Source organism: Paenibacillus sp. Y412MC10, assembly GCF_000024685.1.
Taxonomy (GTDB): domain Bacteria; phylum Bacillota; class Bacilli; order Paenibacillales; family Paenibacillaceae; genus Paenibacillus_AQ; species Paenibacillus_AQ lautus_A.
Genome location: NC_013406.1, coordinates 4,289,350 through 4,301,450, shown reverse-complemented (window position 1 = coordinate 4,301,450; position 12,101 = coordinate 4,289,350). Strand labels below are relative to the sequence as shown.

At 50.7% G+C, this 12,101-nt stretch carries 11 protein-coding genes; 9 read left to right on the top strand and 2 right to left on the bottom strand.

What is annotated here, in order from left to right; translation table 11 throughout:
• Positions 1–58 precede the first annotated feature (58 nt).
• The 7 genes from GYMC10_RS18445 (at position 59) to bshB2 (ending at position 5,921) form a co-directional block, all read left to right on the top strand.
• Positions 59–1,060 carry a Gfo/Idh/MocA family protein gene (locus GYMC10_RS18445; protein WP_015735935.1) on the top strand — a complete coding sequence of 334 codons (1,002 nt, stop codon included), beginning with the start codon at positions 59–61 and terminating at the stop codon, positions 1,058–1,060.
• Positions 1,061–1,082: 22 nt separating this feature from the next.
• Positions 1,083–2,030, top strand: coding sequence for an AraC family transcriptional regulator (locus GYMC10_RS18440; protein ID WP_015735934.1), 948 nt, complete (start codon positions 1,083–1,085; stop codon positions 2,028–2,030).
• A 14-nt stretch (positions 2,031–2,044) separates the two neighbouring features.
• Positions 2,045–3,133 (top strand): Gfo/Idh/MocA family protein, encoded by a 1,089-nt coding sequence (locus GYMC10_RS18435; protein ID WP_015735933.1) that lies wholly within the window; start codon positions 2,045–2,047, stop codon positions 3,131–3,133.
• Positions 3,134–3,324: 191 nt separating this feature from the next.
• Positions 3,325–4,119, top strand: a complete 795-nt coding sequence (locus GYMC10_RS18430; RefSeq protein ID WP_041622215.1) for a helix-turn-helix transcriptional regulator — start codon at positions 3,325–3,327, stop codon at positions 4,117–4,119.
• A 183-nt stretch (positions 4,120–4,302) separates the two neighbouring features.
• A complete protein-coding gene (locus tag GYMC10_RS18425) occupies positions 4,303–4,794 on the top strand; it encodes a DUF523 domain-containing protein (protein WP_015735931.1) in 492 nt (163 codons plus the stop codon).
• 103 nt (positions 4,795–4,897) lie between these two features.
• A complete protein-coding gene (locus tag GYMC10_RS18420) occupies positions 4,898–5,242 on the top strand; it encodes a YojF family protein (RefSeq protein WP_015735930.1) in 345 nt (114 codons plus the stop codon).
• A 22-nt stretch (positions 5,243–5,264) separates the two neighbouring features.
• Positions 5,265–5,921, top strand: a complete 657-nt coding sequence (gene bshB2, locus GYMC10_RS18415; RefSeq protein ID WP_015735929.1) for a bacillithiol biosynthesis deacetylase BshB2 — start codon at positions 5,265–5,267, stop codon at positions 5,919–5,921.
• 159 nt (positions 5,922–6,080) lie between these two features.
• On the opposite strand, the gene cdaS is transcribed toward bshB2, so the two are convergent.
• The gene (cdaS, locus tag GYMC10_RS18410) at positions 6,081–6,698 is read right to left on the bottom strand and encodes a sporulation-specific diadenylate cyclase CdaS (RefSeq protein WP_015735928.1); all 618 of its coding nucleotides are present in this window, start codon (positions 6,696–6,698) and stop codon (positions 6,081–6,083) included.
• 241 nt (positions 6,699–6,939) lie between these two features.
• Between cdaS and GYMC10_RS18405 the strand changes: the two genes are divergently transcribed.
• Together GYMC10_RS18405 and cysI are read left to right on the top strand one after the other, a co-directional pair.
• Positions 6,940–8,778, top strand: a complete 1,839-nt coding sequence (locus GYMC10_RS18405) for an assimilatory sulfite reductase (NADPH) flavoprotein subunit (protein ID WP_015735927.1) — start codon at positions 6,940–6,942, stop codon at positions 8,776–8,778.
• 36 nt (positions 8,779–8,814) lie between these two features.
• Positions 8,815–10,539, top strand: coding sequence for an assimilatory sulfite reductase (NADPH) hemoprotein subunit (gene cysI / locus GYMC10_RS18400; RefSeq protein WP_015735926.1), 1,725 nt, complete (start codon positions 8,815–8,817; stop codon positions 10,537–10,539).
• A 144-nt stretch (positions 10,540–10,683) separates the two neighbouring features.
• On the opposite strand, the gene GYMC10_RS18395 is transcribed toward cysI, so the two are convergent.
• Complete coding sequence (locus GYMC10_RS18395) at positions 10,684–11,892, bottom strand: MFS transporter (protein WP_083775418.1); 1,209 nt, start codon at positions 11,890–11,892, stop codon at positions 10,684–10,686.
• Positions 11,893–12,101: the final 209 nt, after the last annotated feature.

The window sequence follows — 12,101 nt, the reverse complement described above, 5'->3', positions numbered from 1 at the left end:
GGTACGTGTGATAGATTAATGGCATGATGTCTTAATATTAGATACTGAGGTGACTGGAATGATCAGAATCGGAAAAATTAGTTATTGGCATGTGCACGCATGGGATTATACGAAACAAGCGCAGGAGCATCCCGATGCTCAGATCGTAGCGGTATGGGATGAGAATCCGGAGCGGGGAAGAGAAGCCGCCGAGAAGCAAGGCGTGCGTTTTCATGAATCGCTGGATGACATGCTGCAAAGCGACGATATTGATGCCGTGATCGTGGATGCTCCGACATCCATGCACAGAGAAGTCATGTTGAAGGCCGCAGCGGCAGGCAAGCATATTTTCACGGAAAAAGTAATTGCTGCAACCCTTCAGGAGGTCAATGATATCATTAAAGCCGTGAAGGAGAATCAGGTCAAATTCACGGTATCGCTACCGCGGCTGAATGACGGTTATACGCTCGCGATCCGTGAGGTATTGGAGCAGGAATTGCTGGGAACCGTGACGCTCGTTCGCGTTCGCTTGTCCCATAATGGCGCAACCGCCGGTTGGCTGCCTGAGCATTTCTACAGCCTGGAGGAGTGCCGCGGGGGTGCCCTGATCGATCTGGGCTGCCATCCGATGTATTTGACGCGCCTGTTCCTTGGCGAGGAAGCCATTGACGTCCAAGCGAATTTCGGATACATAACGGGCAAAGAGGTAGAAGACAACGCCGTTGCCACGCTCTCTACGGCGGCGGGTGCCGTCGGCGTGGTGGAAGCCGGATTCGTTAACAACTTCTCTCCGTTCACGATCGAGATTCATGGCACGGATGGAACCATCCTGTACGGTACGCCGGATAGCAAGCTTCTGATTCGTTCAACGAAAAAAGAAGAGTACAAGGATGCTTGGGTTGAGCTGCCGGTACCGGCGAACCGCGCAAGTGCTTTTGAACAATGGATTTCTCATATTCAAGAAGATACCGTTGCCGAAGAAAATATCGCATATGCGGTTGAATTGACCAAATTGATGGAGGCAGCCAATCGTTCGGCCAAGGAGCATCGTGCTGTAAGATTGGATGAACTTCAAGCATAAGATACAGGGATGATGCACCGGGATGAATAACCATTTTCCATACGAAATGATGAAAGAGCGGCAGGATGCCTTGGAGCGGCTTGATCTTAGGGTCTATTGGGGACGTTACGAGATCCGGGTCCTTCGGTTTCATCTCACCACCTTCCCGCCCGGGAAGATTGTCTCCTTCCATAAGCATGCGGAGTATGAATTTCATTTCATACCCCGCGGCAAGGGGACCGTTATTATGGAGGATGAGCCGTATGCGCTGCGGGAAGGGATGTTCTATTTAACGGGTCCGAACGTGCTTCATTATCAGGAAGCGGATACCGCGGAACCGATGGACGAATTATGCCTGCACGTCGACATCATTCCCCGCGATGAGATTTCCGAGCCTGAGAGCCCGGCACTGCCTGTTTCGGATCCTTGGGAAATGGCGGAAGCCGATGACTGCATGGAGAAGCTGAGAGAATTGCCGATGAAGCCGACGATGGACATCCATCGCGCGATGCCTTATTTTCTTGAGGCTTATCAGGCTTCGCAGGAGAAATATTCGGGTCTGTACACAACGATCAAGCAATGCCTTATTCAGATATTGCTGCGCGCTGTGCGCGCATATGAATCCGAGCCATCGGAAGCGGAGCTGCCTTCGCGCGATATGAAGGCTTACCGTTATCAATTGGCGCTGGAGTATATCCATGCGAATTCTTCGGGGGAGGTTGTGCTGGATGACGTCGCAGAGAAGCTGCATATCAGCTCAAGACAGCTGCAGCGGATATTCAAGGAGCAAGCGGAAGGTCAGTCCTTCAGCGAGATCCTGGAGCATGTCCGCCTGGAAGCCGTGTGCAGGAAGCTGATTGATACCAATTGGTCGATTGACAAAATCGCCATTCACGAAGGCTTCTCCAGCGGCAGTTATCTGCATACCGTTTTCCGAAAGAGATACGGATATACGCCAACAACATACCGAGCCATGAATGTGAAATTGTAGGGGGAGTATCAGCCATGGGCAAAACCATTCGAATTGGAATTATTGGAAGCGGCGGCATTGCGGGGGAGCATGCAAAGTACTATAAACAAATTGACGATGTGCAAATTGTTGCCGTAGCTGATATTTTACCCGGCAGAGCCGATCAGTTTATTGAGCGCTGGGGATTGCAGGGAGCCATCGGATTCGATGACCACCGCAGATTGTTGGATCTTGACCTGGACGGCGTAAGCATCTGTACGCCGAACGTCGCTCATTACCGTACGACGATCGATGCGCTGTCGGCGGGCAAACACGTTATGCTTGAAAAACCGATGTCGGTCACTTTGGATGAAGCGATCGAGATGGTTCAAATCTCGAAGAAGACCGGGAATATGCTTAATGTAGGCTTCCAGCCGCGATATGACCCGAACATGGGCATCATTAAGAATTTGATCCAGAACGGCGAGCTTGGAAAAGTGTACTATGTGGAAACCGGGGGCGGCCGCCGACGGGGAATGCCAGGCGGCACGTTTGTTCGCCAGGAAATCGCCGGGGCAGGCGCTATGGCGGACATCGGATGCTATTCCCTGGACATGGCGCTGAACGCCCTGGGATATCCCAAGCCATTAACGGTATCCGCTTATACGTCGAATTATTTCGGGACGAATCCCAAATACCATGCGGAAGCCGGAGCGTTTAACGTAGAGGATTTCGGGGTAGCCATCATTCGGTTTGAAGGCGACCTTGTGCTTAACTTTAAAACATCCTGGGCTATGCATATGGATACGCTCGGGGCAACGATGTTCCTTGGGACGGATGCGGGCATGAAGATTACGCCTGCAGGCTCAGGCCCTTGGAGCGGTGTATGGGACGGGAAGGTAGGATCGATTTCCTTGTTTCACGATATCCAGGGCCATCATACCGAAAGCGCAATACCGCTGATCAGCCATGAGCTGAATGTATTCCAGGAGAAAATCAAGGATTTCGTTAGCGCGGTGCGCGAAGGCAAGCCGGCGCCGATTCCGGGTGAGCAGGTGCTTCGCAATCAAGCGATACTGGACGGTATTCTGCGATCCTCCCAAAGCAAAAAAGAAGTGGAAATCCATATTCCGGATTTGGATTAAGATGATGAAAGCCGTGCAACCAGCGCGGCTTTTTAGTTGCAATTTTAATTATTTAATTCGTGAATATAGCATTGCAAATGCTTCCATTTTTTAGATGGATATGATAGTATGAATGCGAACAATTGTTCTTCGAGAGAGATGAATTGGAATCCATACATAACATATCCGGTATGAAAGATGGTGCAGACCTGATGACTGATCGATATGCTGAAATCGATGAAGTAATCGCTTATATTCACAAGAATATTTACGAGCCTCTCCCGTTATCAACGCTTGCGGATTACATAGGGTACAGCCCATATCACTTCTCGCGTATATTCAAGGATCGAATCGGGCTGCCTCCGTTATATTATGTTTCATCGCTTCGCCTGGAGAAGGCAAAGGATTTGCTGTTACATACCCATCTAAGCATACGGGATATCGCCATGGAGATCGGCCAGCAGAGTCTGGGAACGTTTACGACACGCTTCACGGAGAGGGTGGGGGTGACCCCTTCGCAATTCCGGAACTCGAAGGAGGAGGCCGACGAGCATCTGTTAGCCCTGCAGAAGCTGAACAGCTGGCGCGAGTCCATGCCGGTAGATAATCCCGATTTGACAGTTGAAGGCACGATCGAGGCCGCGGCTCCCTTTCAGGGCGTGATTTTGATCGGGCTGTTTGCCAAGCCGATCCCCGAAGGGTTTCCCCTATACGGTACTTTGCTTTCATCCGTCGGCTCCTTTCGTTTTACCGACGTCAGACCCGGCACTTATTATTTGATGGCTACTTCGGTACCATGGGGCATGCAGGCGGTCGATTTCCTGCTTCCTCAGTCCACTACGCTGCGTACCCGTTCAAAGGAGCCCGTTATCGTAAAGCCGTACGTCAGGACGCCGCATCTTCATGTTACGCTCCACGTTCCCCGGCTGGACGATCCGCCGATTCTGATTTCCTTGCCGATATTAATGAATCATTTCCTAAAGAGGGTTGCTCCCATGGTGAGATGAGTCATGATGGAGAAGTGGTTTGGTTCGTAAAATGGATACACTTTTGGCATTAAGGGCTTCCGAACACCACGGCAGCTCTTCATTGCATTTCGTTGACATTTGAGTTCAGATTCATGATACTTGAATGAGGGCGAACGGCTTCGATTGTAAGTTTGTATGAACGAAAGATTTGAGGTGGCATCTGTGATTGTTGTAAGCTCTTGTTTAGCCGGTATGAAAGTTCGCTATAATGCGACTGACAGCATGGATACGAATATTCAGCTGCTTGTAGAAGCGAAGAAAGCCGTAACCGTATGTCCCGAACTGCTGGGTGGATTCACCATCCCTCGAGAACCTGCGGAGATCGTTGGAGGGAACGGGGATGATGTACTGGCGGGTAATGCCAGAGTGGTGGAGCTATCGGGCAGAGACGTGACCGAGATGTATATCCAAGGTGCACACCAGGCTCTTCGAATGGCACAAGAGCTTGGAGCCTTGCTGATCGTCCTGAAAGAGGGAAGTCCTTCCTGCGGAAGTGCCATGATTTATAACGGAGAATTTGACAATGTGAAACAGGCCGGTTATGGCGTGACTACGGCTCTTCTGCGTCGGGAAGGCTATACGGTTATATCTGAGCACGAGCTAAGCGTTTATGCGGCACAGCCGGAATACGCAACTCTCTTTGCCGAGAGATAATCTTGTTCATCGGTTTTGAGGGTTTTCGTCCTGCTCATTAATTATGATAGAATTATCATATCGACTGCTTATGGCGTAGTGATTCTTTATATTGGAGGGAAATATGGAACTCATAAATCAAACTGAAGTACAGCAAATGATTGATAAATTGAAGGATCAGGATTTATATATTCATCTTGAGATGACGACAGGCGCCTATGCTGCCCATTATGACAGCTCAAAACACCCGGCGGCTAATTTTATAACGAACGCAACCATTCGTTACAGTCATGGTTCCATATCCGGCAACGGACCTTACCGGGTCGGATTGAAGATGGGCCAAGGCTGGGTATATACGGAAGGACTCACCCACTTCGAGCAGACGGACACCGAACGGCTCATCATGGCGGGTCATGACAGTCAGGGGAAACTGGTTGTCGCTTTGCAGCTGAGCCGGGAACCTTTTTAATAGAGAGAGGAGACGAGGATCGATGGAGCAAAACATACTGGTCGTATTGCCGCATCCGGATGACGAGGCTTTTGGTTTGTCCGGAACGCTGGCTAAATATATTGTTGAAGGCGCACATGTAACCTACGCCTGTTTAACGCTGGGGGAAATGGGCCGCAATATGGGCATTCCTCCCTTCGCGAATCGCATTACGCTTCCAACGATACGCAAAGCGGAGCTGGAAGAATCCTGCAAAGCCATCGGCATACAGGATCTGAGATTGCTTGGTTTCCATGATAAAACAATTGAGTTCGAGGATCAGGACAAACTGGACGGCGTGATTGCTTCTCTGCTTCAGGAGATCAAGCCATCGCTGGTGTTCACGTTCTACCCTGGATACAGCGTACACCCCGATCATGATGCAACAGGCGCTGCCGTCATTCGAACGATTGGTCGGATGCCTGCCGAAGAAAGACCCGTGGTCCAATGTCTGGCTTTCTCCAACAACTGTGAACAGGAACTGGGTAAACCGGATGTCTACCAAGACGTATCCATGTTTATGGTGCAGAAGCTGAACTCCATTCAAGCTCATCGCTCTCAATTCCAAGCAGCCGAGCTGCTTGGCAAGAAACAGATGAAGGCCAAGGAAGTGGAGCAGCGCTTCGGAACGGAGCGTTTCTGGACCTATACCTTTGCATAAAGCTCCATCATCGGTTGGATCCATAAAAAGAGCCGCAGACTCAGCATCTGCGGCTCTTTTTTTTCAAGGTTTAGTCTAATGAGATATGCCGGCTTCGGTCAGGAAGGGTTACTCTTCATTTGCTATATTAGGAAGCAGAATGAATCAACAGCCAATGCGCTAGGGGCTGCTGATGGATAAAGGATACATTGTGCCCTCCATGCAGAAGGAGGTTCTCCCGGTCTCTTCCGATACAACGAGGACCAAGGCATCACTGATCTCGGACAAGCCTATGGCTGCACGGTGACGGGTTCCGAGCTTGCGATCCCCGTAGGTTTTGGCGGTTAACGGGAGCACGTTCGCAGCCGAAATAATCATATCTTTGCGCACGAGCACAGCTCCATCGTGGAGCGGACTGCCCGGAACGAATATGGATTCAAGCAGGGGGCTCGTGATTTCTGCCGACAAGGGAATGCCGGGCGTTATTAAGGAATCCAGGCCGTCCTCTCGTTGAATAACAATCAACGCTCCCAGATTTTTTTGGCTGAGATGGTATACAGATTTCGCGATTTCTTGATATTTGCTGGTGAAGGGGAAGAGAAAACAATTGAGATAATACGTTGATGAAATCGATTCGGCTTCCATGAACTTGGTTCGTATCGAGTCCAGCTCCCCTAGCAGGCAGGAGCCGTCTTGATCCAAATTGACGATAACCTGCTGCAGGTGGCCCGTGATATCCGAAAGCTGTTCCTTTAATTTGCGTTTCAGCGGCGTAAAATTGCAGTCTTGATTGTGCATCCGATGTCTTCCTCCTTATCATTGGTATCATTACCATTCGGGGATGGCGATATTCCATAATTCGGCTTGCTTTTATCCAGTAAACGTCGGGAAAACCGATTTATCAGGAAAACTGATAAATGCTATAAGAACATTGTAATTGACCGGTCCCGTAAGCTGTGATAGGTTCAGAGGAGCAATAAAATTAATTGTATCGTAATAGTAGGAATTAATAATGTGCGCTTTTGAGAGGTGGATATTGTTGGAACTTCAAGTAACGAACAGTCCTTTTAATCAGGAACAAGTGGAATTGCTGAATCGCTTACTGCCTACACTGACGGAATCCCAGCGGACGTGGCTGAGCGGCTTTATCGCTGCTTTGCAGGGAACGGCAGCCGCTGCGGCAGTTGCTGCTTCACCGCAAGCGAGTGCGGCGGCAGCCGTATCGGCACCGGTCGTGTCAGCTCCTAAAGAAGTCACCGTCCTATATGGGTCCCAGACGGGCAACGGTCATGGATTATCGAAAAAGTTATCGAAGAAGCTTGAAGAAGTCGGCTTGCAGGTCACCATGTCCTCGATGAGCGATTTCAAGCCGAACAACCTGAAGAAATTACAGAATCTCCTCATTATTGTAAGTACGCACGGAGAGGGCGAACCGCCGGATAACGCGATTCCATTCTATGAGTTCCTGCATAGCAAGCGGGCACCTCAGGTGGAGAATCTTCAATATTCCGTACTGGCGCTGGGGGATACCTCGTATGAATTTTTCTGCCAAACGGGTAAAGATTTCGACAAGCGCCTTGAGGAACTGGGCGGCAAGCGGCTGGCGCCAAGAGTAGACTGCGACGTGGATTTTGATGAATCGGCCGCGGAATGGATGAATCAGGTCCTCCTATCGTTGAATGAGGCCGGAGCGGGATCGTCCGCTGTTGAACATGTAAGCGCGGTAGCCCTGACCGACAGTACGGAATCGGAATATTCGAGAAGTAATCCGTTTCAAGCCGAGATCCTCGAAAATTTGAATTTGAACGGAAGAGGGTCTGACCGGGAAACCCGTCATATCGAAATATCGCTTGAAGGATCGAATCTGCAGTATGAGCCTGGCGACAGTTTAGGCATCTATCCGGAAAATCATCCGCAGCTGGTAGATAATCTCATCGCTGAAATGGGATGGAATGCAGACGAAGCGGTCGTTGTGAACAAAAGTGGCGAAGCGCGGACGCTGCGGGATGCCTTGCTCCGTCATTATGAAATCACGGTTCTCACGAAACCTCTGATTGAACAGGCGGCTAAGCTGCCGGGGAGCGAAGGGCTTCGGAAACTGCTGGAGCCTGGACATGAGCAGGAACTTCGTGCCTATATCGAGGAACGGGATTTGCTGGATCTGGTACAGGATTATGGGCTGCAGCAAGTGGCGGCAAGCGATTTTGTATCCATTCTGCGCAAGATTCCGGCTCGTCTGTACTCGATCGCAAGCAGCTCCAAAGCGTTTCCGGATGAAGTCCATGTTACCGTTCGGACGGTCCGCTATGAAGCACATGGCCGTAACCGCTACGGGGTGTGCTCGGTACAATTGGCAGAACGACTGGAAGCTGGCGATTCATTGCCGGTATACATTCAGCATAACCCGAACTTTAAACTCCCCGAGAATCCGGACACCCCGATTATTATGATTGGACCCGGCACGGGCGTGGCCCCTTTTCGGGCTTTCCTGGGGGAACGGGAAGAGACGGGAGCTGAAGGGAAATCGTGGCTGTTCTACGGCGATCAGCATTTCACGACGGACTTCCTCTACCAGATCGAGTGGCAGCGCTGGTTGAAGGATGGGGTGTTGACTCGCATGGATGTTGCCTTCTCACGGGATACGGACAAGAAAGTGTACGTGCAGCACCGGATGCTGGAGAACAGCAAGGAGCTGTACCAGTGGCTCCAAGAAGGGGCTTGCGTATATGTCTGCGGCGATGAGAAGAAGATGGCTCATGACGTGCACTCCGCCCTGGGGTCCATTCTTGAACAAGAAGGCGGGATGAGTCCGGAAGAAGCTGCGGAATATCTGACGCTCATGCAGCAACAGAAACGTTATCAGCGGGATGTGTATTGAGGTCATCCCTGTGGTTTTCGAGAGGAGAAAAGGAACATGTCTGATAATAACCTTGTATCACCGAATAGTGCGCCGCATAGCGATGTCGAGGACATCAAGCGTCGAAGCAATTATCTGCGGGGCAGTCTTGTAGAAACATTGGAGGATCGCATTACGGCATCGATTCCCGAAGACGATAACCGCCTGATGAAATTCCACGGCAGCTATATGCAGGACGACCGGGACTTGCGAAACGAACGGCACAAGCAAAAGCTGGAGCCCGCTTATCAGTTCATGCTGCGCGTACGCGCCGCGGGCGGTGTCGTGACGCCGGAGCAATGGCTGATGATGGACCGCGTAGCCCAGAAGTATGCAAACGGCACGATTCGATTGACAACGCGTCAATCCTTCCAGCTCCACGGTGTATTGAAGTGGAATATGAAGAGCACCATTAAAGAAGTCAATGAAGCCATGCTTAGCACGTTGGCCGCTTGCGGTGACGTTAACCGTAATGTCATGTGCAATCCGAACCCCGATCAATCCGAAATTCATTCGGAGGTATACGAGTGGGCACGCATGCTCAGCAGTCATCTCGATCCGCGTTCGCGTGCGTATCATGAGATTTGGCTTGACGGCGAGAAGATCGTGGACAGCACGCAGAATGGAGAGGAACAGGAGCCGATCTACGGCCCGGTGTACCTGCCGCGGAAATTCAAGATTGGGATGGCCGTGCCGCCTTCCAACGATGTCGATGTGTATTCCCAGGACCTCGGCTTCATAGCGATCGTGGAGGACGGCAAATTAAAAGGCTTTAACGTCTCGGTAGGCGGCGGCATGGGAATGACGCACGGTGATCCGCTAACCTATCCTCAAGTGGGGAAAGTCATTGGATTCTGCAAACCCGAGCAGATCGTGGACTTGGCCGAGAAAACGGTGACGATTCAGCGTGATTACGGAGACCGCGCAGTGCGCAAGCATGCTCGTTTCAAATATACGATTGATGACCGCGGAATCGATTGGTTCGTTAACGAGCTGACCAGCCGTCTGGGATGGAAGCTGGAGGAGGCAAAGCCGTTCCATTTCGATCATAACGGCGATCGTTACGGCTGGGTAAAAGGCAGCAACGGCAAATGGCATTTCACGCTGTTCATCCAGAACGGGCGCGTGAAAGACGATGCCGATTACCTGCTGATGACGGGTCTTCGCGAAATCGCCCAAATCCATAATGGCGATTTTCGATTGACGGCCAATCAGAATCTGATCATTGCCAATATCAGCAGCCACAAAAAGAAGAAGATTGAAGAACTCATCAAGCGTTACGGGCTGACGGACGGCCATCATTATACTGCGCTGCGCAGAAATTCCATGGCATGCGTAGCCTTGCCGACTTGTGGATTGGCCATGGCCGAATCCGAGCGATATTTGCCGACGCTATTGGATAAAATCGATCCGATCCTGGAAGAGAACGGACTGAGCGAAGAGGACATCGTCATTCGAATGACAGGATGCCCGAACGGCTGTGCCAGACCGATGCTGGCCGAAATCGCGTTTATCGGTAAGGCACCGGGCAAATACAATATGTACCTGGGCGGCGGATTCTCCGGACACCGGCTGAACAAGCTTTATAAAGAGAACATCGGGGAGGCTGAGATTCTGGACTCCCTTCGCCAGATCATGAAGCAGTACGCAGAAGAACGCGAGATCGGCGAGCGCTTGGGCGATTATGTCATTCGCGCCGGTTACGTGAAGGAAGTATTGGACGGTCAACAATTTCACGCGTAATTCTACTAAGTTATTAACAAACCGGAGCCCTTCTTAAAGAAGAACTCCGGTTTGTTACGTTCATCGCACCTCATTGTCCGTCTCGCCCCATATTTCAAACCAAAGAGCCGCCTCTCGAAATGGGAGGCGGCTCTTTTTCGCTGCTCATTGCTCCAATACGCCGGCCGTGCTCGTTTTCTTTTTAAATAATGGGATCAGCAACGCCGATCCTGTGAGGAGCAAGAGTGCACTGACCGCATAGACGAAGAACAGGGACAGCTGGTCTTTGAGCAATCCTCCCAGCGACATGCCCAGCACCATCATGCCCATAAAGATCGGGGTAAGCGCGCCGCCCACCCGACCAATATATGGCCCCTCCGCATTGTTTAGGATCAGGGTGTTGATTCCAATGTGGATGGCGGGGTAGAAGAATCCGTTAAGCACCAGCAGCAGCAGCGTAAACATGATGTTTGTTGACCAGCCGATACCGAGGTTTCCGATAGCACTAACGGTCAGTCCGAGAGCCAGTAAGGTTTGAGGGGTTATTTTCTTGGCAAATGCCATGACGAATCCCCCTCCGACCAGCATCGCCGCCCCATTGACGGTTAACAGCCATTGCAAGAATGATTTATCCTGCCCGAGGTTCTCAATCGTCACAAAAATCGCGAGCGGCTGGATAAGTCCCGATGCCAAGCCAGCGGCGGCGAAGGTCGCACCTAGTGTTCGGAGCGTTTGATTACTCCATACATAACGAAGGCCTTCGATAAGTTCTTGCTGGAGATTCTGGTGCTTGGATTGTGTCTCTTCCAGCATATCGCGAGGCAATAAAGTCAGAATCAAGCCAGAACCCAGAAATAGGGCGCCTGTGGCGATCAGCGATATTTCAATGCCGTACTTCTGGTATACAAATGCGCCTGCGATCGGGCCGATGACCGTAAAGAAGGCAACCATGGATTGAAACATGGCCATTACGGATTGCAGCTGTTCAGCGGGCACATGCTGTTTGAACAGCTTCATCGCCGAGGGCTGGGAAAATTGTGACACGGTGGCAGAGAAGAACGTGAGTACCAGCAATGCCTGCCACGACCCGTTATGAACGGCGATCAGCACGAGAAATGCCGATAACGCGGACAAAACATCCGAACGGACCATGGTACGTTTAGGACGCCAGCGGTCCGCGAAAGTACCGCCGATGAAGGCAAACAAGAAAATAGGGGCAAATTCGGCTACGGATATGAGAGATACATACACAGGATTATTGCCTGTCATGTCCGTAACGTATAACAGAATGGCGAAGTTGCGGACCCAAATGCCGAGGTTCAAGAGTACGCGTGAGAACACAACGGTTCGGACATACGGGTTGTTAAGCATCATGAATGATTCTCCTTTCGTGACCTGCATTGTGCAGGCTGGACATCGTAAAAAAAAAGCGAATGCGCATTTCGTTGATTAATACATAGACATAATAATATTTTGTCTATAAATAATCAATATATATTTTGTGTTGTCTATAAATCGATCGCCAAAAAGGCACTTCCCGCATCGGTTCATGCGCTTGAAGTGCCTTCGAACCTGATGATTAT

Bases quoted from the DNA above. Each gene is read 5' to 3' on its own strand.
- GYMC10_RS18420 (WP_015735930.1), top strand. From the start codon at position 4,898: ATGGAACTCATAAATCAAACTGAAGTACAGCAAATGATTGATAAATTG.
- GYMC10_RS18435 (WP_015735933.1), top strand. From the start codon at position 2,045: ATGGGCAAAACCATTCGAATTGGAATTATTGGAAGCGGCGGCATTGCG.
- cysI (WP_015735926.1), top strand. From the start codon at position 8,815: ATGTCTGATAATAACCTTGTATCACCGAATAGTGCGCCGCATAGCGAT.
- GYMC10_RS18440 (WP_015735934.1), top strand. From the start codon at position 1,083: ATGAATAACCATTTTCCATACGAAATGATGAAAGAGCGGCAGGATGCC.
- cdaS (WP_015735928.1), bottom strand. From the start codon at position 6,698: ATGCACAATCAAGACTGCAATTTTACGCCGCTGAAACGCAAATTAAAG.
- bshB2 (WP_015735929.1), top strand. From the start codon at position 5,265: ATGGAGCAAAACATACTGGTCGTATTGCCGCATCCGGATGACGAGGCT.
- GYMC10_RS18395 (WP_083775418.1), bottom strand. From the start codon at position 11,892: ATGATGCTTAACAACCCGTATGTCCGAACCGTTGTGTTCTCACGCGTA.
- GYMC10_RS18430 (WP_041622215.1), top strand. From the start codon at position 3,325: ATGACTGATCGATATGCTGAAATCGATGAAGTAATCGCTTATATTCAC.
- GYMC10_RS18445 (WP_015735935.1), top strand. From the start codon at position 59: ATGATCAGAATCGGAAAAATTAGTTATTGGCATGTGCACGCATGGGAT.